The sequence below is a fragment of the bacterium genome, assembly GCA_021372535.1.
In the GTDB taxonomy this organism is placed as follows: domain Bacteria; phylum Latescibacterota; class Latescibacteria; order Latescibacterales; family Latescibacteraceae; genus JAFGMP01.
The window spans coordinates 20,158-43,018 of sequence record JAJFUH010000170.1 but is presented as its reverse complement, the minus strand read 5'-3'; the positions used below and the strand labels follow the sequence as shown (position 1 = coordinate 43,018).

The window sequence follows — 22,861 nt, the reverse complement described above, 5'->3', positions numbered from 1 at the left end:
ATGAAAAGTGCTGCATATCAACTCATACCTGCTCTGTCGGCATTTTTTTACACCGCGGAATCATCCGTAAACCGCGCCTCAAAGACAGATTTTCGTATATCCATCCGCGGGTATTACAATCAGCGAATCGATCATGAAGATTTTTTTCATTGCCATCCAGTCCAATGTCCATTCATATGCGTATTCACCCCTATTATACAATCCGTCATGAGAGTTTCACCTGGAATGAAAACCATCCGGCCGTGGAGAGCACATTATCAAAAGGGACATCATTAACCGGAACGTTCATTTGTTTTAAGGCTTTATCACCGGGATCGAAGCAGAAAGGATAACCAAGGCAGCAGAAAATTTTCGCCAGAGGAATAAACGGATTCGGAAAGTTACCACATATTTCGAAAGGTGTTGTGTTATCTTCGACTGCAATCGTTTTCAAGCCGAATGAAAAAACACCATAAGCGTCCGTAGGGGTGCTGACGGGCTGTGATTCGGCATCGATCTCTTCGAGCGCTGCCTTTTCACCCACCACGGGTCTTTCAATATCATTTATAATATTTCCGGAATAAATATATTCTGCACGAACAATCGGTATTATAAATATACTTAAATTTGTGATAATCCAATTAATGCTTATTTTCATTATCTTGTGCAGATCGGTAAACTTTCAGTGTTATTGGAATCCGTTAGCCGCATTTTGTATATCGAATCGTTTTCGAAGAATTCAATCCAATGTGCAAACTCATATTTATTACCATCCGACAAGGACATTCACAAATACAGTGGAAGTTTTGGATTCCTCAAATTGACGGGTAGTGCTGTCATAATCGACCTGGTCTGCTTTAAAACCTGTTGAAGCCCATACGTTGTATCCAAAATATGATGTCTTGTTTTGAAGCTGTACGATGAAAGACTGGCGTTTGAAATCGTTGTCCGGCTGGACATAATCCCTGACCCGCAATTCAAAGTATTTGAATCCTTCGAACCCGACCATGATATCAGTCACCGGTGAAATGATATACTTCAGTGTAACAAGAGGAATTCGCATCAGGTAGTGGTCGTATGGGTATGTTGATAAAGAACGATCTCTTTTATAAAATCTGAATTTTATACCCGGAGAAAAGACAAAGTCCCCAAATTGCTTCGTATAGACAACTTTATTGACCATACTGAGATTCGTGATTGTGTCTTTCTGCTGATATGTACCATCATATAATTCACCCTTGATTTGTCCGTTAACCTCATATTTGACAAGGTTCTCCAAGGTAATTGAGGGAATTGCCCTGATTTTCGAATCGATGTAGAGTTTATGGACTTTTGAGTTTTTATAATCAAGCATATCGTAATACATGCTTCTTTGGAATCGTTCGAAAGAACTGCTTGTGCCCGAAGAATACCATTGTTTCTGGGTAAGTTCAACCCGGAGGTACGGATCAGAAATATCATCCTGGATTCTTTCAAACCTGTATTCCGCCGAAATTATTCCTACAGAGAATACTTTATAATCCAAATTCAGTTTGATGTAATCGTTAAATGTCCGGTTATCAAGGCCTACTCCCCTTGTCCGCATTCTCCCCGCAGTCGCGTTCAGCGACGGGAATAAGCTGTACCGCATAAATGCATGATAGCCTTTACGGTCAAGATCATACGGTGTATCGAACTTCATGTCATCTTCACGGTAATCGGGAATCTGATTGTTATTAAAATCATCACCAAATACAAATTCATCGGGATCTGAATCAAACATGAGAAAAGGTTCGGAGTAATCGGGTATCGAGTTATTGTTTTTATTATTATCCGGTAAACCGTCATGATCTTTATCATTGCCCGGAAATACGCCATCCGCATCCTCGAATGCCCACACACTATATCCCATGGTACGACGGCTCCAGTCCGTATCGGGATATTGATCGTCGTCATCGTTATCCTCGATGAGTGGAATCCTCAGAATATGATTACGCGGCGCGCATTGACCTGCATCCCACATATATCTGTCCTGAACGGTCGAGGTGTAATAATCCATGTAGGGACGGTAAAATTTACCCATTTTGAAGACTTCGGCTCCGAAACCGATTTTATTCCAGTCTTTTTTCGCTGTTACATAATACGCCGTATCCCGTAATGTCCAGCGGTCTCCTTCACGAGGCGCCTGCCCCGGGACGATGTATTGCGGGTCTCCAGTGCCTGGCAGACCATCCGGAAACATATAATGACTCGAGTTTGTAACAAACTCTCCGCTTACTTTAACACCATAGTAATTAAAATCGGCATCAAATCCATACATGACAGAAGCAACCTGAAAACCGAATTTCAGGTTAATGGTACGAACATTCGAACCATCCTTTATGTTTCCGTCAGCCTGTGCGAGGGTTTTCCAGTACAGGGCCCGATACCATTTGACAATATCACCTGATGTGTCATGAGTACCCGCTATTTCCTGCGAGAATATTTCAGAGGTTTGAATCCGATAATCGTTCGCCACCGTGACTTCAGCTTCCACACTTTGAACGACTTCCTTTATACTTGCAAGATCAAAAAAATACACAACCGAATCGTTACCATTGGCATGAATGGGGTATTTCGAATTGTCGAGTATTTCAAAACTATTCTGGGCATTCTGGAGATTGAAATCGTTATTAACCTTTTTGATATTGTTACCGCGAATGTAATCCAGGTAGTATAGATAATCACCATATTTCGGTATATTTTCCCGTGTATTCAGATGATCGATCGGGGGACCGTACTGGATTGCTTCGGACAGAGGAGTCAGATACTTGTTATACAAGAGACTTGTTATCGATGTTGTACGATCCAATTTTACACTGTCCTTGAAAATTTTCGGGATAATATCCTCACGGTAGCGACCGTTCACTTTAAGACGGACCTGGTAAATCACCGCTCCCCCCTCACCATCATTCGGAGAGTCGTCCAGGAAACGCATTGCCACAATTATAGGAGTCGGAGTGAAGTTATTGACCGTACCGAACCAATCGTCTCCCCCTTCCCGGTTTCCTTGGACTGAGTACTGGTTTACGTAAGTCGCGCCGAGTGTCAAAACCCCAAATTTCCTCCTCATACTACCGCCCCGCAAAAGCAAACCGCCATACTTGGAAAGATCCGACTGCTCTGCTTTTCTGCCAAGATAAACACTGTTGTCACCGAGAAGCGAACTGTTGATGAAACTCACTTTTGTTTTCGGGGACTCAAACTCAATCGACATGCCGTTGATGTTGGGAAGACTCATGGTAAGAGGTGTAAATTTTTTACGTATAGCCCCTGCTCCGACAACCGAGACGTTCCAGTCTTCCGTGGCTTCCCTTGCCAGCCAGACCCCGTCAATATTATATGTTGCCATTGAATTAATATAATTCTCCGGAGGATCCACATAAAACGTTCCGTCACCAAGGTATGTTTCTCCCCATACTCTACCAGTATGGTTCATTTTTGTAATACGGTCGCCGAACTCGTTGTACGACCATCTCAATCTGCGCTGTTCAATGACATTATAGGTTTCCATTCCACGAAAAGAATAATTCTCATACCGATCATTCATTTCATAGAAATCATAACCCCACTTGTTGTATTTTTCGTAATTCTGGCCGAAATTACCCAGAAAGGTCTGGCTGGGAGCATACTCGAGACTGGTTCCCAGGGCAGCTAACCGTTGTTCCGTTGTCATGCTCATCCATTGTCTTTCAGTATATTTGTGTAAATCATACATATTTTGCGACTGTAACTTTCCCGAAAAACAAAAACTCACGCAAAACAACACAACGCAAATAACTGTTCTTTTCATGGTACGATCCTTGATGTCTAAGTAGGTGCTTATATATTAAAATGATTATTTTTCGTAATAACATTCCATAGCTACATCAGATTTTATTCTTTTAAAGTGTTTCATAACATTATCGATTACATAGGCATGTTTTTCATATTATTTGAACCATTCAGACAAATTATTATACAGTTTTTTAAAAATTGACAGTTCAATTTCCTCTGCCACATTTGCACGAAAGGAGCAAGGAATATTTCTGCACCACTGTTTTTCCTGCCTCCCCGGGGAAAAAGAATATCCAGCTCGCCACGCTGCGCGTGTCACTGCGTGAAGGCAAAAGGGGATGTAATCCAAAAATCCTGATTTCTATAAAAACCTCACTGGAGAGAATTATTTCAACGACTTAATGGTATTACCATAATCGGATTGCATATGAGTTTAAACCATCTGCAAAGGTATATTATCAATATATAATATATTCATTTATCATCATGCAGATTTTAATCATTACACCGGTGATTTAACATACGAATATGATAGAAACACAGATGCCCTAACCATTAAGGCATGACAGTCATTATGATATCATGTAAAAAAGCATAACTCAATTTTTCATAGAATAATTAACCATGTAAATACCTTTGAATCAGTTACGGATTCACAAACCGGGAAATTGAGTAAATAAAGCCCGGAGTGCTGCCATACCGGGCTTTATTTACATTCTGTTTGAAAATTATTACTTCAGCAACGTCATCTTCATGGTCTGTGATAAATTTCCAGTCTTTACCGTGTAGAAATAAACACCGGCGGAGAACCGGGAAGCATCCCATACAACCGAATGCGTGCCGGCACCCATGAAGCCGTTGACAAGCGTGTCAACCTTCTGGCCAGCTACATTGAACACATCAACAGAAACATTACCGGCTTCAGCGATGGTGAAGTTTATCGATGTAGTCGGGTTGAATGGATTCGGCGAATTCTGTTCGACTGTGAATGCGGCCGGTTTATTTTCCTCAACCATAACAGAAGAATTGGTAATCGTTCCCTTGATTGAATCGTGGCCTACATAAAACAAACCAGAAATAAAGCCTGTTTCCGTGGTCTGAGCAGAATTGTTATCGGTATAGATACCATCAAAGGCTGAACCGGAATCAATAAACATGACACCTCTCTTATTGCCGGCGGTTTCACCCGCAAAGGTACAATAACCCAATCCGGTGCCATCGGGACCCATTACGCAAAAAGAAACAGCACCCATACCATCCTGGGGTGTTGCGACGAAGTAAAGGGCATCTGAGTATACTGTGGAAACGTTCGGAGCTCCTTCGCCGAAACAAACCCATGGGGTTTCAGCATCTGTCTGATACTGACGGTCATTGATATAGTCACCGTTCATATTGCAATACATGGTGAAATCATCCATATCTCCGGTTTCAAGATACAGCTTTGGATTGACCATCTGGAACATGCAGAACCAATATCCCATGAATACTCTATCACCACGAATATCCGTCCACTGAGGACCGCCATTCAGATAGGGCGCCGCGCCGACGTCTTTGGTATACTCATCGGGCTTGATCCACCATTCGAGCAGAAAGTTCTCAACTTCGGTTCCATCGAAGTCCATGATATAAAAATGTGAATTAGGATCGGACACCCTGATGTTACAAGTATCCATATACAGATAATCGCCATCCGTCACTATTCCTGAGTTGGCCTCGATATTATGAGTCCATACAAGATCTGTTCCCCATTTATCATCTTTTTCCGAAAGACCGTTCGGTACCCATTTGTACTTGTATACAACATGCGAACGAGTTTCGGTATGGGTAAAGGATACATACGTCGTACTATGATCGGTGGGATTGAATGCTCCCATAAAGGGTGATCTGTAACACCATTCTTTGGGTATACCGAAATCGGTGGATTCCAGAAGAGTATTATCGAGAGGGTCTCCACCAAGAATCCATTTATATGCTACTGAAGAGTTCCCACCGCTGAAATTATAGAGAACAGGACGGACAAGAACCTGACCGGACTCATCTTTTTCAAGGTAAGTGAGTTTGTTACGTTCTATATCAAAAGTTCTGCCTCCATTGGCATCAGCGCCTGGACAAACTCTCTGCTTTGCCGACGAGAAATCAAATGCCCAAAGATAGTATGTATAGTCACCAGCCGGAACCATAGCTCCGTCATCGTTTTTACCGTTCCATGTGATAGTATTTTTGCCAGTATCAAAATCATATGGTTCCGATAAATAAACACAGGTGTCAATATTATGGACGTAGTGCCATCCGAGATAACCGTTACGAACTGCGCCTACCGACTCGCCTTTATCCTTGGTGTATACAAGGAATTGCGTACGGGCAGGTACTCCGCTGACTGTAATGGGAATCTCAATGTTTTTCCCGTCAAAATCATATTGTACTGTTTCGGGAGCCGAAAGCCGCAATACCGTGGGGGAAAAATCGATAGCTAATACCATTGTCGGTATAATCAGCATTAATGCTATTGTTAAAAAAAGTTTTTTCATTCTTTCCTCCGAATTCTTACCGTAGATGTCATTCAACCGTCGATTTCAAAAAAACTCATGATTTAAAGATATGTTTCATGCACATCCCCCCTTATAAATTGTTTGTGGGATTGCTCCCCGGTAATGAATTTTACTGCACCAAATGCAAGTAATTAAAGGAAATATATTTGGGGTTTCACAAAAAGCAACTTTTTTTTGAAATTTTTTGTAAAAAAAATAGTTTCTTCCTTAAAATGTATTTAAAACTCTAAATATTTTTAAATTCCTATACACTTAACAGATGATATACTTTAGTATATAATATAATAAACGCCAATAACATTTATATTGAATTTACTTATAATATATATATATCTTTAATACATGTATTTATGGCTATTATGATTTTTTATATTTATTTGTTATATATAAAACTCAAATATACTGATCAGTATCATATGAGCATCTTTTAAAAATTACAGACATAATTTTTTAACATCGGTAATCTAAAAAATAACAGATCGTTAAAGTTTAAAATCATCAACTGTTTTAGCGGAAAAAATTACTAATTTTCAACAAATGTATCCCATATCATAAATTGTAAGAATTATTTAAATTGTAAGAATTTTTCCATATTGTACAATTTTTTACAATTGAGCGACTAAAAAAACATTAATAACTGTACTTATGTAAACTTATTCCAGCAATCGGCCAACACTCAAAACACTTCTCCTCCAAAACTCATCTTTCAGTCTGCCAAACTCACACTCTACTGTGATTCTCCTGTTGTGCCGTGTTTTTCGATACTGTTTTTCACTTCGGCTGATCAGGTTGTGAGATTTCAGCAGGCAGGAGAATGCTTTCATCAAGGGGCGATTGAACCATAGGCTACGAAAAATGCTTGCTTTCAGGGTGCCTCATGATATATTCGTAAAAAATTGCGTCACCCGATTCTATTCTGTTACCAGTGGAAATTGAAACCGAAAGTACTCTGGAGTTCGATTCCTCATAGTTCCGGTTGGAAAGGAGATTCCAATGTTTACCCCGTACAGAATGACCTGCATCATGATCCTCCTTTGTGCCGCCTTTCTTTTACCCTCTCTGGCTTCCGCCCAGGAGCATGCCGCGAAGGAAAAGCAGCGCATGGAGCAGAACGCCCGGTTCGATAAAATGAAACTTCGCGAGAAAACCGATTTTGTGGTAGACAATTCGGACAAATTTCTCCAGCTTCCCGCCGATGCAAAGGAAAAACCGGCGGGTGAGTATATTGTTGCGAAAGTCTCTCCCACCTGCAAACTCCGTATCGTCCCGGACATGAAACCCGAATACTTCACCGATGAGGGAGTGCAGTATATGGCAGGCTGGGCAATCTGGGGCCATGTGACCCGCAGCGAAGACAACCGCTTCTACTTCTCCGTGGGAGACCATAAGGGCATGGGCTGCCAGCTGAACCTCTACGAGTACTGCCCTGCCCGCAACCTTCTGCACCGGGTATTGGATGTCTCAAAACTTCTTGGCTGGACAGACAAGACTTACACCGACGGCAAAATCCACGGGTATATGAGAATCATGCCTGACGGCACCCTCTGGGCAGCTACGCACTTTGGCGCTATCCCGGATTCTTCCTGGTACGCCAATGGTTTTCGGGGGAGCTGGCTCCTGAGTTATAACATTTTCACCCATGAAGCTAAGAACTGGGGTAATCCCATGGCGCCTTCCAATTATCCATGCTTCAACGTGGACACTCGTCGGGGCAGGATGGTGGCGAACGGCGATTTCGGAACCATCCTTTGCTGGGATACCATCGGAAAAAAGGTACTCTATGCCGGCTGCCCGCCCGAGGGCTGGGTCTGGTGGGATCGGACAATGTTTCTCGATGAGGAAACAGGCATTTTCTGGAGTGTGGAGGGATCGAGCCGGAAGCTGCTTCCCGGGCACGACAAGACTCAATTCCTCAGCTATGACCCGGAGTTCAACCGGTTCCTCCGTTACGATGTATCTCCGCCGGAAAATCCGTATACCCATAAGGTGGACTGTACCCGCGGTTTCACTGACAGTCCGGCAATGGACGGCTGGTACTACATGACTACCCAGAACGGTGTGTTCTTTAAATTCAAGCCCCTCCGTAATCCCACCGCCATGCCCGGAGTTCCCGGAGAGGATGTCGGCTGGGAAAAGCCCTACAAGGCATATCAAAACCCGCTCGTCGAATCGGCAGGAACCACCTGGGACAAAGGCCGCGATGTCCTCCAGCTGGCGCTTGACCCCTCCGGCCGGTATGTCTACTATTACCCCAAGGGCGATGCTCCCATTGTCCAGTACGATGTAAAGACCGGTAAGAAAAAGGCTCTCTGCTGGCTGCAGGATTACTATTTCGACAAGTACGGCTATTTCATGGGCGAGGTCTACGGCATGAACATCTCCAATGACGGCTCCTTCCTGGTGTTCGCCATGAACGGCGAATTCTGCGGCAAGGGGAACGCTTTCGGGCATCCGGCAATTCTGGTGGTGGAAATTCCGCCGGAAGAAAGACCGTAGTAAAAATGGCGAATGGGCATTTGACGCTCACCCTGAGGCAAGTAGAAAAGGCCCGGTTTTCACCAGGCCTTTTCTACTTGAGAATTGGTGCCGACACAACTTCGGCATGACATCATCGATCTCAGTTTTTATCCGCCGGAGCAATGATCACAAAAGGTTTTGCGGCTCATTTTTCCGTTTTATGATCCACAAACCTTTCCGCTTACCTCGCCGTTTCATTTACCTGAACATCGCCTTGTCAAGCCAGTCGGGGTACGGGCATGGCGCTTCCCAGTTGTCGGGCAGGCTGTCCACATCGATCATTGCGCCCTCGTGTTCGAGGTGCGATTTGAACGCAGTGAGAAAAATCCGCGTCTTCTTGAGGATGTAGTCGTAGCTCCACTGCATTGTCCGTGTCTCGAACAGGTGCTGCATCGCGAGAATTGTCGGGAAAAAGAGGTAGTACATCCGCTCCCAGCCGGTCGTCCATGGGTGCTCAACATCCCAGTAGGCGCGGAACGGGCCGTTATAATACACCCGCATGCTCGCATCGCCGGAGGATCCGGTCTGATGCTGTGAACAAACAAAGGGCGTGGTCTGCTCCCCCACTCCCTCAACCTTGATACCGCGGTACTGGAGTGTGATCTGTGCCCAGGTCTGAGCTTTGAGGGCGGTTTTGGTCACTTCGCGCCACCAGCCGTCCGCCTGCAGCCCCGCCTTAGCCACATCGAGTCCGAGGATGGCGAGCATGAAATAAAGGCCGTGCACGCCGTGCTGGGGATACTCGTTTCCCGCAGAATTGTCGCCATTCGCGCCTGAGATGGTGAATCCGTTCTTGAGAAGCTCGGCGACTTTTTTACGGCCGATGTTGGTCTGCTGGATGAATTCGCGCTCGTCGGTGCACACAATCGGTGTGTTGTATTGTTTCGAACGCTCGACAATCTCCATGGCGTCGCGCATGCTGTAGGCGAACGGACGGTTGAGGAAACAGGGAACACCCGCCTCAAGATAAGGTTTCGAGAGCTGCGGCCACCATTTTACTTCGTTGAAACCCGCGAAAATCATCCCATCCACCTTGTCCGTCATATCGTAGTAATTTTTAACCGCTTCGCACTGATATTTTTTCGCGAATTCCTGCGCCACTTTATAGTCACGGTCCCAGCAGTGGGTAATACGCATCCGTGTGGTCCGCCCCATGGGCCAGCGGTCGGGCTCGGTCTGGTTGATCATCGGCGCCCATATGCTGTAATTCATGTGGCTGTTATCGCTCAGGCAGGCGGCGCCGACCTGGATTAACTCGACAGTCGATGGTTTACGTTTCACCTGCGCCCGTGCCACAGGAGTCGAAGCGAGCGCCGCTCCACCAGCAGCCGCTGCCGTCCCGAAAAAACTGCGGCGCGAATGTTTTTTGTCCATAACACTCTCCTTTTCAATTAGAGTATATCCGTTAATAAGGTATAAAATAAAATACACCAAAATGGCCATGGAAGCTATTAAAACGCTCTATAGCGTATACAATCAAGGAAAGAAATTACTATAAAAGGAAGCTGTCAGGGAGTTGTTACCCCGAGAAAGACGGAAATTCTCTGATAAAATGGGTACAAAGTGGAAATGCGGCTGGATTACTCACAATAATAAAAAAAACAGGACTTATATTATCGCCATAAGTCCTTGTTATTTTTTATGGTAGCTCATAGGGGAATTGAACCCCTGTTTCCGGCGTGAGAGGCCAGCGTCCTGGGCCACTAGACGAATGAGCCGCCGTATTGTCCGCTGTAAAAATAAAAAAAAATCCCGACTTACACAAGTCATTTAATATCGTTTAAAATGATTTTTGACCTTTTCAAGGGTCCCGGCGTTGAAAACTGACTCTTTCGTAATCCATCCCTTGCGGGCGACATTAATCCCGAACCGTATATGAGACAGCATGGAAACATCATGCGCATCGGGATTTATGCTTATCATTACCCCCCGCGATGCCGCCGTTTTCAAAAAGCGCCAGTCCAGATCAAGACGGTGCGGATTTGCATTGAGCTCGATCACGACATCGTTACGGGCGCAGGCATCGAGAATTCGCTCCATATCGACAGGATATCCCTCCCGGGCCAGGAGCAGTCTGCCGGTGGGATGCCCCAGCATTGTCACAGAAGGATGAGATATCGCCCGTATGATACGTTCGGTAGCCATATCCTCATCCATGGTGAATCTTGAATGGATCGAAGCGATGACAAAATCGAAGCCTTCGAGTATCTCATCGGGATAGTCAAGAGTACCGTCCACCCTGATATCCGATTCGATTCCCTTGAAAATATATATACCGGGATCACGATCCCGTAACGAATCGATTTCCTCCCACTGCGCTTTAACCCGCTCGACCGAAAGTCCGCCGGCATAGCCTGCGCTCGCGGAATGATCGGAAATTCCGATATAGCGCATTCCCATGCCATGTGCGGCTTCCGCCATGCCCGTTATCGTATCGGAGCCATCCGACCACACCGTATGAACATGGAATATCCCGCACAAGTCCTCCTGACGGATGAGTTCCGGTAAACGGTGTTTCAGCGCCATCTCGATTTCACCGTTATTTTCCCTGAGTTCCGGCGGAATGTATTCCATGCCGAATACATCGAACAGCTCGTTTTCTTCTGCGAACTGTAGGGCAGCACCATCCCGGTATATCCCCTGCTCACGGATATCGAAGCCTATTTCTTTTACATGCGCACAAAGACTCGTGATAAACTGTTCCGAACCGGTATTCCAGAGGAGAGCAAACGGAAACATTTCCGTTCCGACTATGAGAATAGTGCCGGTGAATCCTTTAGAATATTCGACAGAAACCGATTCTTTTCCCCGGTTGAGAGTTTTTGATATTACCGTAAGAGATTCAATGCTTTCAACAATCTTTTCGACAGGTGCTTTATCAACTGCCACAAGAAAATCCAGGCTTCTCACCGTTTCCATACATCTTCTTAACGAACCGACGGTGCTGACCCGGACAACGCCTGATACGGATTGCAGAGCTGATACGATTTCCTTCGCGATAGTTTCCGCGCCGGCATACAGTATGCTGCCCTTGAAACGTTGGGCAAATGCGATACCATTCAAAATCTTTTCCTGGGATTTTTTTCCGAAACCATCGAGAAGCCTGATTCTGTTCTCACGGCATGCATATTCGAGCTCACCGACAGAGACAATCCCGAGCTCGTTGACAATCCTGTGAATCTTTTTCGCTCCCAGGCCGGGAATCTGCAGCATATCCATCACACCGGGCGGTATTTCGGATTCGAGATTGACGAGATACTCCAGAGAGCCAGTTGACAGCAATTCAAATATCTTTTTTGCCAGCGCCTCTCCGATACCTTTGATATTCTTCAATTCATCCTGAGAAGCGGCATTTTTCACGCTGAACGGCAGCCTGCTTATGGTTCGTGCGGCATTGTAGTAGGCACGGGATTTGAACGGATTTTCCCCTTTGATCTCCAGAAGAAGACCAATATGCTCCAGAATCCCGGCAATTTCCCTGTTTTCCAATATCCTGCTCCCTCAACACCGCTGATATCCGTTTAATATATATGTGGCAAAAAGGGCAAAAAAAAGCGGGGGATATCGTTCTATCCCCCGCTTCGATTATTCAGATATCATTTATTCAACGTTACGGACAACACGTAATCCGAAACCTGAATTGTAACCATCTTTATCTTTATCGTTATATGGCATCGAAAGAACACGAGCACAGATCATTTGTTCTTCGCCGAACCCGTACCATGTTCCCCCTTTTACCGTATACCGCGGCAGTTTTTCCTGGGTGATTCCAATAGGATCAATACCGTTGGGGACACTGCCTACAAACATGTCAGAGCACATCTCGGCAACATTCCCCGACATATCATAGATTCCATAAGCGTTGGGCTGATAGGATTTTACGGGTACCGGTCCTCTGCCGTTTACGAGCGGCATCGGAGACGGCAGGTTCTGTTCAGACATTGAATTACACATACCGTTCGGAGCGCCGTCACCCCATGGAAATTTCTTGCCCATCAGTCCGCCGCGGGCTGCGACTTCCCACTCGGCTTCTGTCGGCAGCCTCCAGCCATTGGCGTCCTTGATAAAAGTAATCGACTTACTCTGCACATCATACGCCGGAGTGAGGCCATCTCTGTCACTCATGGCATTGCAGACAGCAATAACTTCTTTATAGGTAAGAAATTCGGCAGGATAATCTGTCCAGCTGCCATCATATACCTGCACATAGAGTGTCGCCAGCTCTTTATTTCTTTTATCGGTGAAATTTTTCTTGAGATCTTTTCCGAATACAAGAGCATCTGCTTCAAGCCACTCACCGACAGTCATTTCAGTTTTTGCAATCCAGAAAGAATGGGTTAATGTAACAAGGCTCTTTTTATATGCCGGTTGACCTATATAGTATGACCCGGCAGGTATGTAAGCAAAATTGTTGGATTTATTCTCTTCAACCTTGACTTTAACGCTGACTGATCCTGAAACACCATCGGAATCGGTCGCGGTCATGGTTATTACATGTTCCCCGATCGCCAGTCCCGTGAACTGATTGTTCGCATCAAGCTTCAGAGAACCCTGAAGGCTTGAACTCCACGTGATATTCGACGGTCCAAGATCACCGTCCTCTTTGTCTTTTGCAGTGCCGGTACAGGTAATGGGTTTATCCTGAAGCACACTCGCTCCATTTGCAGGACTTGTAAGCGTTACTTCAGGGACAGCATTGACACCTTTGGTAACCGTCACAACCTTGGAGCTTGTTTCATTTCCATATCCGTCCACAGCAATGGCATAGATGGATGTGGATGAGCCATCTGTCAGAGGCCCCATGTCCCACTGAAATTCATATGGTTCTTTTGTGTCTGTTCCGTACAGAGATCCTGCAACAAAAAGCTCCACACGTTCAATTTCATCATCATCAACAGCCGATACCGTAACATTTACTACACCATCTCTGGTTGTATCATCCCACGGATTCACAATGGATACATCAGATGGTCCGGAGTCTTTTGAACTGGAACTATCTTTGGAGCATGATACAACCGCGAAAATGAACGGAAGGACTAAAAGGAAAATCGCGGCCCTACGAATCATTGGCTTCCTCCATAATCAGTAATGACTTATTTTTAATTAACGATATAAACCATTCCGCGCTGTGAAAACGAACATACCCTTTTCACCGCATTCACTTAAAAAACAATATACTATTCCCTCACATCCAATATAGAATCAATATAAGTATAGTATAAGGTTAAAAGTCTGTCAAGAACGTATTTTATTATTTTAGGGTATTAATTAATAAATTGCGCTCCTTATTGGTTTAAAATACAAATTTCTCTTTGACATGCAAACATTATTTCACTTTAAAAAAAAATTTGGCAATACCAGTGAAAGTTTCGGTATAAACGTCACCAGCAGAAGGGCGCAACACTCACCAATAATCAACGGAAGCGCCGCCCGTGAAATACGTTTAATACTCGTATCGGACACCCCGGACGCTGCGACCAGATTTACCCCGACCGGAGGAGTAACCTGGCCGATTGCAAGATTCACCGTCATTATAATTCCGAAATGGATGGGATCCACACCGAGAGACCGTATGACCGGCAGTAAAATCGGCAGAAAGATATAAAATATCGAAATCGCATCGAGTATCATTCCCGCTGCAATCAAAACCGCGTTTATGATAATCAGAAGAAGTACAGGATTTTTCGTGAGCGAAACAAGATAAAAAGCACTCTTCTGCGCTATTCCCTGGGTATTGAGAATCCAGGCAAAAAGACTCGCCGTGACCACGATCGACATGATTACCGATGATGTTATCCCGGCTTCACCGGCAACCCTGATAATGTCTCCGGGCTTCATCGACCGGTAGATAAACATGTCGACGGCGATGCTGTATACAACAGCGACCGCAGCCGCTTCGGTTGGAGTGAATATGCCGCCGTATATGCCGCCGAGAATGATCACCGGAGCAAGCAAACCCCAGAACGCCCGTTTGAAAGCGGTGCGGAGCCTCATTTTCTCCTGCTTCCGCCCATGAACCTGATACCCTCTCCGTCGGGATATACCATACGTTACGATACTGAGTGAGCAGGCCACGATAATTCCGGGAATTATTCCGGCAATAAAAAGTTTTGTAATGGAAACCTCGGCGATGAAACCATATATGATCAAAGCGATGGAAGGCGGAACGATAATACCGATTCCACCAGCCGTAGCAACAAGCGCCGATGAAAAATCCCTGTCGTATCCCCGGAGATTCATGGCCGGAATCAGTACAAGTCCGAGAGCTGCCACATCTGCAGGGCCCGAACCCGAAATCCCGGCGAAAAAGACCGCGGTAATGATACCGACTATGCCCAGCCCTCCGGGAAAATCCCCTACCAGGCGCCCGGCAAGGTCAATAAGCCTTCGCGCAATTGATGTTCGCCCGAGAACCAGGCCCGCAAAAATGAAAAACGGAATCGCAAGCAATGTAAAGGAATCCGCCGTTCCGAACATGAGCTGCGGCAGAAAATCGAGGGGTACCAGCGAAAAAGCCGCAATGGTGATGAGGCTCGAAAGTCCCAGCGCGAGAGCAATCGGAAAATCGACCAGAAGCATGACCGCAAACGACCCGAAGAGGAGCAGTGCTATCCGCCATTCCATGTTATGCCGCTCCCCTCCCCTTCAGAAAAACAAGAACAAGCCGGATAACAAGAACAACCGCCGATACCGGTACTGCAAGACCGACAATCCACATGGGAATGCCGAGCGCCGCTGTGGTTTGATGGGTCTCTGCCTGAAGCAGAACAACCCGTACACCATAAACGAGAATAACCGCAGCGAATAGAGACGCGAGCAATCCGGCACCGAACCGCGACCATCTCACAAGCCGCCGTGGAGCATACTGATCGGAAATGGAAATCGAAAGGTGCCTGTCACGGTATGCCGCAGCAGCGATACCGAAAAATGTCGCCCATACAAAACCGTATCGCACCAGCTCTTCGGTGTAGGAGATGGAAGTATGGAACACATAACGGCTGAAGACCTGAGCAACGACCAGGAGCACCATGACCATGAGGAGAACCGCGATAAACAGTTCTTCGACAAGCATGTTTTTTTTCATAATTCCGCCATTCGACACAAAAATCAGAACCGAAATAACCCAAAACTCACTTTAACGCATTGTTATAAATACCACTTACGTGGATATAAGCTGTCAAGGGTCGGCACGAAGTGCCGATCCCCGATTAATAATTCGGGGAAAGTTCCCCCCCCCCGTGATAAACGACTTTCATGGCCGCGTATTCATTTTACCGCGTCCCGAAACCGTTTCACCAGATCGTTTCCGGTCTCACGGGCGAATTCGGCATACAATGGCTCGGCCAGCTTCCTGAATTGGGCGATTGCATCAGGCGTGAGGGAATTTATCTCCATTCCTTTCGCTTTCAGCGAATCGATGATCGCGGGTTCGCCATCAGCCACGATGCCCCGTTCGTACCGCATCGCGTCCTGTGCGCACCGGGTGAAAATCTCGCGGGTTTCAGGCGACAGAGAATCCCAGAGGCGCTTGTTTACGCAGAGGATGACCGGATCGTACGAATAATTCCACATGGTGAGATACCGCTGCACCTCATAGAGCCGCGACGAAAAAATAACCGATACGGGATTTTCCTGGCCATCCATGGTTTTCTGCGCAAGCGCGGTAAACAGTTCCCCGAAGTTCATCGAAGAGGGATCGGCGCCGAGAAGCTTGAAAATATCGATATACATTCTGATTCCCGGAACCCTGATTTTCATGGCTGCTATATCCTCGGGAGTACGGATCGGATTCCTCGAATTGGTAACCTGCCTGAAACCGTTGGCGCCATAGGCAAGCCCCATGATTCTCTTTTCGGGGAGCAGGCCGAGTATTTCCTTCCCGAGCGGGCCATCGAGAACACGGTTGACCTCTTCGTAATCATCAAATAACCAGGGCATGCTGAAAACACTCATCCGTCTTTCGATGAGGGACAGGAGTATGGTTGATTCGAGAGACATGTCGATAACACCCGACTGCACCATTTCCAGTTCCGTGCGCTGAACCTGCCCCGCGAGCTGGGCATGAGGAAAAATCCTGATTTTGTAAGCACCCCCGGTTCGCTCCCCGACGAGCTCGGCAAACCGTGCCGCTCCACGGTACCAGTCCGAAGTATTCCCCAAAATAAGGCTCAGCTTCAATTCACGTGGCCCTTCGCCCCCGTCTCTGCAGGAAATAATAACGATTATACAGCATACCATAATCAGGATGAAAATGTTTCTTCGCATTGTCCTTCCTCAATTATCGAAACGCCGAGAGTATCAACCCGAATCAACCGTGTTGAAACAGCCGGTATAAAATACCTGTCTATAAAGTGCTTTAAAAGGTGAAATAATGCAAGTGTATAAAAGAACGGCCTGCCGATATGTAAGCTTCCCAGATTGTCCTTGCTTATTATTGAAAAAAGGTATAGATTGTTATATTGGATTTAATTAAAAAAATTCTTACAAATATTCAGTCACCATTGCGCGTCATTAAGCGTTTAATTAATGATGAAGGCACGAATTTAAAACAGAATGGAAAAAACCACGCAAACTCCACAATCTCTAACTATGCTCTTCATCAATCCTTCGCGATATGATGAAGAGGGCTATGTCATTCGTTATTTACGCGGTGTTCTGCCGTGCAACACGCTTGCATGCATGCGCAGCATCACCCTCGAATTTGTCGACCGCTGGAAAAAAGAAAAAAACATAGATATATCGATAAAGCTGTTCGATGAAGTCATCGATGTCATTCCGTTCGAACGTCTTGCCAGAAAAAACAAAGGTTCAAACCGGGTTATCGCCGCAATTGTAGGCGTCCAGTCAAACCAGTTTCCCCGCGCATCGGATATTGCGAAAAAACTGACATCGCTCGGGATAAAAACCCTCATCGGGGGATTCCATGTGAGCGGTATCATTTCAATGTTCGGTGAACCGACACCGGAAATTCAGGAACTCATGGACATTGGGGTCACCATTGTCCACGGCGAGGCGGAAAACCGCTGGGAACAGATTTTATTCGATGTAGTGCAGGGTAAAGAAAAATCCCTCTACCGCATGGACGAATTCCCCGATTTTTCACAGATGCACATACCCCGGCCCGATTCCTCGTACATGAATCGTTTCGCAATACCTCATCTCGGCACGCTCGACTGTTCGCGGGGATGTCCCTTCGGGTGTTCCTTCTGTACCGTCATCAATGTACAAGGGCATAAAATGCGGCACCGTTCCGCCGAAAGAGTCCTTGCAACCATAAGTCAGAATTATCAGAATGGTATAAACAGCTATTTTTTCACCGATGATAATTTTTCGCGTAATCCCGAATGGGAAAAGATTTTCGACGGCATAATCAAATTCATTGAGGAAGATGGATTGAAAATCTCGTTCCTGATGCAGGTCGATATGAAATCCCATACCATCAGGAATTTTGTTGAAAAGGCCGCGCGCGCCGGATGCACGCAGGTATTTATCGGGATGGAAAGCCTCAATCCTAAAAATATCGAGGCTGTCGGTAAAAAACAGAACAATGTCGATAACTATGCGGAATTCATCGAGGCATGGCATAATTCAGGTGTCATGACCCATGTCGGGTATATTATCGGTTTCCCCTATGACACACCGGAATCTGTTCGCGAAGATATCCGCAGGCTTAAGAATGACATCAAGGTGGATCAGGCTTCGTTTTTCATGCTCACCCCGCTTCCCGGATCAAAGGACCATTACGACATGGTGGTTGCCGGTGAATACATGGACCCCGATCTCAACACATATGACTCGTTTCATCCATCCATGAATCACCCGCTCATGAGCCGTGAGGAATGGGTTGCAACATACAATGAGGCATGGCAATCGTTCTACAGCTTTGAAAACCTCAAAAAAATACTGATACGCTCCGGCAGTAAAGCATACTGGAATATATTTCAGAACATAATGTGGTATAAAAACAGCCTGCTCGAACCGCGTCATCCGATGGTCGCGGGATTCGTAAGAAGAAAACACCGCACCAACATCCGCCCGGGGACTCCTGTCATGCCCTGGGGTGCGTTCCAGATGAGGCGGATACGTGAACTGCTTGGCGGTCTCAAAAAACGGATAGCGTTTTTCTTCGAGCTTCAGGAGCTGTGGCTGCTCACCCGTAAACCCGATGATCCGACATTCAAGTTCGTAGCCGATTTTACCGCATATCTGGCCGAGGCTAAAAATCGTTTCAATAAAATCAAAAACAACGAAGAAATGCACGTATTTGTTACCTCCCTTAAAAGCAAAATCCTCGATTACTATGATGGCGCGATTCTCAGGGGCTCTGCCAAAAAACGCTTTAACATGCTTATCGGGGAAATGAACCTCTATTTTGATCGTCTGACATCGAAAAAGCACGATTCTCAAAGCCCGACCATGTTTTCACCTTATCTTACCAATGTCATCCAGCAGGTGGAAAATTTTTCGATCAAGCAGGTTGCACGGCGCCGTAAGATAACTCTGTTCTGGTCGCTTACCCTCGAGCGGCTCAGACATCGGAGAATTGTGCCTTTCACGTTCTCGATTCCGAAAATCATTTTGATTGCACTGAGAGACTTCCGTCTGAGTCTTTCATTCGCCTTTCATGTCATGAACCGTACATTCTGAAAAAATCAAAATCAACGCCCCGGGAAAGGAACAGCCATGAAACCTTCTTGGATCGCTATCGCTGTAACATTCCTCGCTTTTCTTAATACTCCGTTGATTTCCGCGCAGGAAGAGGTTTCACAGAAAATGACCATCCAGGCCGGCTACGGCACAGTTACCATGGGTGGCGTTCAATGGCAGCGGTTTTCATTCCGCCCCGATGTACCCATCGGGAAGTTCGGTGTTGGCCTCGATATTGAAGTTTTCATCGACGAAAAAGGAAAAATTTCGGACGAAGGATGGGATTTTTCCAATAAAAACAGGGTATGGGATACAATCCTCCGTAAAATCTACTACGTACGATACGGCAAACCGCTCGACCAGATATATGCCCGGGCAGGCGCGCTCGACGATGTCACGCTCGGGTACGGTCTTATCATGGACGGGTACCGCAACACGCTCAACTATCCCGCCGACAAGAAGGTCGGCCTCGATTTCGCGGTGAGAGATGTCGGCACATTCGGTATCGGTTTTCATGGCATGGTGAATTCCTTCGGCGACCTGAAAAACAAAGGCGCAGTTGTGGGGGGCAGAGTCACTGCACGGCCTCTCAAACCCATGGAGATGGGAATCATCAGCAGGCTCACCATCGGCGGAACGTTTGTCAGAGACATCAATCAGTTCGCCGGACTGAAGGATTCGGATAATGACGGTTACCCTGATTTTCAGGATGGATTCCCCAATAACAGACATCTCTGGATCGATACCGACCATGACGGCTTAACAGATTATACGATCGATAACGGCGTAAAAACATTCGTCGATCCGGACGCCGACGGGGATAACTTTACCGATGCATGGTGGAGCGACAACGCAGGCAATAAAGGCTTTGACAATAATGTGACCTACAGCGATCCCCTCAATATCAAGAAGCACAAGAACGGCGTCTCGGTTTACGGGTTTGATGCCGGGCTGCCTTTGCTTGAAGGACCGGTAAACCTGGATTTGTACGGCCAGTATGCAAAGATTCACACCGGGGATGAAAATATTGATGGCGGATGGGGAACAGCCTTTCCCGGTCTCCAGCTCCTCGTGCAGCGTTTCAAAGGCCGTATCGAGTACCGTCACTTCGAGGGCCGTTTCCGCCCGAATTACTTTGACAACCTTTACGAACATGAACGTGTCGTGCTGGTAGGCGCATCACCGAGAACAAAAGAGGATTTTCTCCCGGACGAGACCCTTAACGGTATGTATGGCATGGCGGGATATAACTTCTTCGATATGGTAAGCGCCCGCGCAACCTATCAGTACATGACCGGCGACAGACAGTACCAGGACCTCACCGGGGTTGTGAATGTCCTCGACCGCGTGCTTCAGCAGATTCCCAAAATCTCGCTTGCCGAAGCCTATTTCTATAACACATACGTCGATATGGACCGGTATAACCTCCTCGATTACACCGAAAACACGATGTACGGAACCCGTATCGGCTTCGAGATTGCTCCATCGCTCATGATCGTATGGGATACACGGTATACGTTCACCCCGAACGAAAAGGGCGGTCTCGACAAAAACCGTTTTGTGGGAATCGAGACGGTCATGAAGGTGAGATAAGATCATGAATGGCCGGTCGGCTGTTCTTGAGATTTACCATTCCCTGAAAGATTTCCTGTTCCCGCCGGTTTGCCCCTCCTGCGAATCCGCAATGATTACCGGCGGGATCATCTGCCCCGACTGTATCGAATCGTTCACGGAAAGGGCATTCCATTACGCTGCTCCGCCCCGCGCCATGGAACATGTGACAGATTTTGTCATTCTCCTCCCCTATGATGGTTCGTGCCGCCGTATCGTTCACTCCCTGAAATATCACGGGATGCCGTCCATAGGTCTTGTCATGGGTGAGCTTCTGGCCCGGAAAGCCACAGCACAGAATCCTGTCGGCGAAAATGCGCTTCTCGTTCCTGTTCCTCTCCATCCCGACCGGTTCAAGGAAAGAGGGTATAACCAGAGCGAGCATATCGCCCGTGGAATCTCATCGTTTTCCGGCCATGAGATACGAACTGATATTTTGAAACGGGCCCGGAAAACCGATACCCAGACTGCGCTCGACCATTCCAAACGTGCCGAGAATGTCCGGAATGCATTTGTCTTCTGCGGCGGCAGGTCCCTGTCCGGCCGTGATGTCATTCTCATCGACGATGTGCTGACGACCGGCTCCACCATCGCAGAGTGCGCCCGCGCGCTCAGTGAAGGCGGCGCAGGCAGGATTACGGTCTGCGTGCTCGCCACTCCCGATCCGGGAAACGAGTAGGTGTATTTCATCCACGGTTTTTTGTATTATTACGGCATTCCATTTCACCCCGATTCCTGCCCTGATATCGTCATGATGATAATTTTCTGAAACTTTTATGAATCATATCCCGTCATACAGCATATGAAGGCGCTGAAAAGTATTTTTTCATGTGCACAACGATGAACCAGTGAGATTTTTTCTTTCCGGAGCATGGAAATAAGCATCCTGTTCCATTACCCAACATTATAAATCCCTAAATACGGAGGATTTTTCGAGTAACACCACTCAATCATGAATACAGCAACGGCAAAAACAGCCCATTTCCGGTTCTATGAAGAGCTCAACGATTTTCTTCCCCGGCCGGTGAGGAAAACACAGTTTCCCTATCTCTTTGAAGGAAATCCCTCGGTCAAGGATGCAATCGAAGCTATCGGCGTTCCCCATACCGAGATCGACCTCATCCTTGTTGATGGAAATTCTGTTTCATTTTTGTACCACCTTCAGGACGGCAACTGTGTTTCGGTGTATCCCGTATTCGAAAGTATGGATATCTCACCGGTGATCCGCCTCCGCGCAAAACCACTTCGTGAGCCGCGATTCATCCTGGATGTTCATCTCGGAAAGCTTGCAAGGTGCCTGAGAATGCTTGGATTTGACGCACTGTACGATAATTCGTATACCGACCCGGAAATTGTCGGAATTGCGCGTGAGCACCATCGGATAATACTGACACGTGATGTCTCGCTCCTGAAAATGAACGAGGTCACCCATGGATACTGGATCAGGTCGCAGCATTCTGAAAAGCAGGTACATGAAGTTATAAGACGTCTCGACCTCCATGCATATATACAGCCGTTTTCACGGTGCATTTCATGTAATGGAATTGTGGAAGAGGTACCGAAAGAATCGGTAATCGACATATTGGAGCCGAACACGAGACGTTACTATGATGAGTTCTTCCGGTGCTCGTCATGCGGAAAAGTCTTCTGGAAGGGTTCTCATTTCAAAAAAATGGAAGAATTCGTTGAAGATGTGAAAAAAGAAATTTCTCAGGCACCATATTTGTAGTAAATTTAAATACTGAAATTACGAATAGAGTCCT

The 22,861-nt window shown here is 46.4% G+C and carries 14 protein-coding genes and 1 tRNA gene; 5 read left to right on the top strand and 10 right to left on the bottom strand.

Annotated elements, in window-relative coordinates:
• Nucleotides 1–205 precede the first annotated feature (205 nt).
• The 3 genes from LLG96_14955 to LLG96_14945 all read right to left on the bottom strand — a co-directional run bounded on the left by LLG96_14955 (nucleotide 206) and on the right by LLG96_14945 (nucleotide 6,302).
• Entirely contained in the window at nucleotides 206–637 is a 432-nt protein-coding gene (locus LLG96_14955; GenBank protein MCE5251510.1) for a hypothetical protein, read from the bottom strand.
• 108 nt (nucleotides 638–745) lie between these two features.
• Nucleotides 746–3,673: a hypothetical protein gene (locus LLG96_14950; GenBank protein MCE5251509.1), complete on the bottom strand. Its 2,928-nt coding sequence runs from the start codon at nucleotides 3,671–3,673 to the stop codon at nucleotides 746–748.
• Between the two features lie 832 nt (nucleotides 3,674–4,505).
• On the bottom strand, nucleotides 4,506–6,302 hold the full coding sequence (locus LLG96_14945) for a T9SS type A sorting domain-containing protein (protein MCE5251508.1): 1,797 nt from the start codon (nucleotides 6,300–6,302) through the stop codon (nucleotides 4,506–4,508).
• 1,014 nt (nucleotides 6,303–7,316) lie between these two features.
• Here LLG96_14945 and LLG96_14940 point away from each other — a divergent pair.
• The gene (locus LLG96_14940; GenBank protein MCE5251507.1) at nucleotides 7,317–8,819 is read left to right on the top strand and encodes a hypothetical protein; all 1,503 of its coding nucleotides are present in this window, start codon (nucleotides 7,317–7,319) and stop codon (nucleotides 8,817–8,819) included.
• A gap of 219 nt (nucleotides 8,820–9,038) precedes the next feature.
• On the opposite strand, the gene LLG96_14935 is transcribed toward LLG96_14940, so the two are convergent.
• The 7 genes from LLG96_14935 to LLG96_14905 form a co-directional block, all read right to left on the bottom strand.
• Nucleotides 9,039–10,214 (bottom strand): hypothetical protein, encoded by a 1,176-nt coding sequence (locus LLG96_14935; protein ID MCE5251506.1) that lies wholly within the window; start codon nucleotides 10,212–10,214, stop codon nucleotides 9,039–9,041.
• A 268-nt stretch (nucleotides 10,215–10,482) separates the two neighbouring features.
• A tRNA-Glu gene (locus LLG96_14930) sits at nucleotides 10,483–10,558 on the bottom strand.
• A 52-nt stretch (nucleotides 10,559–10,610) separates the two neighbouring features.
• The gene (polX, locus tag LLG96_14925) at nucleotides 10,611–12,329 is read right to left on the bottom strand and encodes a DNA polymerase/3'-5' exonuclease PolX (GenBank protein ID MCE5251505.1); all 1,719 of its coding nucleotides are present in this window, start codon (nucleotides 12,327–12,329) and stop codon (nucleotides 10,611–10,613) included.
• Nucleotides 12,330–12,440: 111 nt separating this feature from the next.
• Complete coding sequence (locus LLG96_14920; GenBank protein MCE5251504.1) at nucleotides 12,441–13,907, bottom strand: SUMF1/EgtB/PvdO family nonheme iron enzyme; 1,467 nt, start codon at nucleotides 13,905–13,907, stop codon at nucleotides 12,441–12,443.
• Between the two features lie 264 nt (nucleotides 13,908–14,171).
• Nucleotides 14,172–15,464 carry a TRAP transporter large permease gene (locus tag LLG96_14915; protein MCE5251503.1) on the bottom strand — a complete coding sequence of 431 codons (1,293 nt, stop codon included), beginning with the start codon at nucleotides 15,462–15,464 and terminating at the stop codon, nucleotides 14,172–14,174.
• Nucleotide 15,465: 1 nt separating this feature from the next.
• Nucleotides 15,466–15,924 carry a TRAP transporter small permease gene (locus tag LLG96_14910; GenBank protein ID MCE5251502.1) on the bottom strand — a complete coding sequence of 153 codons (459 nt, stop codon included), beginning with the start codon at nucleotides 15,922–15,924 and terminating at the stop codon, nucleotides 15,466–15,468.
• A 182-nt stretch (nucleotides 15,925–16,106) separates the two neighbouring features.
• Nucleotides 16,107–17,105, bottom strand: a complete 999-nt coding sequence (locus LLG96_14905) for a DctP family TRAP transporter solute-binding subunit (protein MCE5251501.1) — start codon at nucleotides 17,103–17,105, stop codon at nucleotides 16,107–16,109.
• Between the two features lie 288 nt (nucleotides 17,106–17,393).
• Between LLG96_14905 and LLG96_14900 the strand changes: the two genes are divergently transcribed.
• From LLG96_14900 to LLG96_14885, 4 genes are all read left to right on the top strand, one after another.
• A complete protein-coding gene (locus tag LLG96_14900) occupies nucleotides 17,394–19,487 on the top strand; it encodes a B12-binding domain-containing radical SAM protein (GenBank protein ID MCE5251500.1) in 2,094 nt (697 codons plus the stop codon).
• 36 nt (nucleotides 19,488–19,523) lie between these two features.
• A complete protein-coding gene (locus LLG96_14895; protein ID MCE5251499.1) occupies nucleotides 19,524–21,080 on the top strand; it encodes a hypothetical protein in 1,557 nt (518 codons plus the stop codon).
• Nucleotides 21,081–21,084: 4 nt separating this feature from the next.
• Entirely contained in the window at nucleotides 21,085–21,777 is a 693-nt protein-coding gene (locus tag LLG96_14890) for a ComF family protein (GenBank protein ID MCE5251498.1), read from the top strand.
• 273 nt (nucleotides 21,778–22,050) lie between these two features.
• Nucleotides 22,051–22,827, top strand: coding sequence for a Mut7-C ubiquitin/RNAse domain-containing protein (locus LLG96_14885; protein MCE5251497.1), 777 nt, complete (start codon nucleotides 22,051–22,053; stop codon nucleotides 22,825–22,827).
• Nucleotides 22,828–22,861: the final 34 nt, after the last annotated feature.

Excerpts from the sequence above, each read along its gene's own strand:
- LLG96_14910 (MCE5251502.1), bottom strand. The coding sequence starts at position 15,924 with ATGAAAAAAAACATGCTTGTCGAAGAACTGTTTATCGCGGTTCTCCTC.
- LLG96_14915 (MCE5251503.1), bottom strand. The coding sequence starts at position 15,464 with ATGGAATGGCGGATAGCACTGCTCCTCTTCGGGTCGTTTGCGGTCATG.
- LLG96_14895 (MCE5251499.1), top strand. The coding sequence starts at position 19,524 with ATGAAACCTTCTTGGATCGCTATCGCTGTAACATTCCTCGCTTTTCTT.
- LLG96_14885 (MCE5251497.1), top strand. The coding sequence starts at position 22,051 with ATGAATACAGCAACGGCAAAAACAGCCCATTTCCGGTTCTATGAAGAG.
- LLG96_14900 (MCE5251500.1), top strand. The coding sequence starts at position 17,394 with ATGGAAAAAACCACGCAAACTCCACAATCTCTAACTATGCTCTTCATC.
- LLG96_14890 (MCE5251498.1), top strand. The coding sequence starts at position 21,085 with ATGAATGGCCGGTCGGCTGTTCTTGAGATTTACCATTCCCTGAAAGAT.
- LLG96_14955 (MCE5251510.1), bottom strand. The coding sequence starts at position 637 with ATGAAAATAAGCATTAATTGGATTATCACAAATTTAAGTATATTTATA.
- LLG96_14945 (MCE5251508.1), bottom strand. The coding sequence starts at position 6,302 with ATGAAAAAACTTTTTTTAACAATAGCATTAATGCTGATTATACCGACA.
- LLG96_14940 (MCE5251507.1), top strand. The coding sequence starts at position 7,317 with ATGTTTACCCCGTACAGAATGACCTGCATCATGATCCTCCTTTGTGCC.
- LLG96_14950 (MCE5251509.1), bottom strand. The coding sequence starts at position 3,673 with ATGACAACGGAACAACGGTTAGCTGCCCTGGGAACCAGTCTCGAGTAT.
- LLG96_14920 (MCE5251504.1), bottom strand. The coding sequence starts at position 13,907 with ATGATTCGTAGGGCCGCGATTTTCCTTTTAGTCCTTCCGTTCATTTTC.
- LLG96_14935 (MCE5251506.1), bottom strand. The coding sequence starts at position 10,214 with ATGGACAAAAAACATTCGCGCCGCAGTTTTTTCGGGACGGCAGCGGCT.
- LLG96_14905 (MCE5251501.1), bottom strand. The coding sequence starts at position 17,105 with ATGCGAAGAAACATTTTCATCCTGATTATGGTATGCTGTATAATCGTT.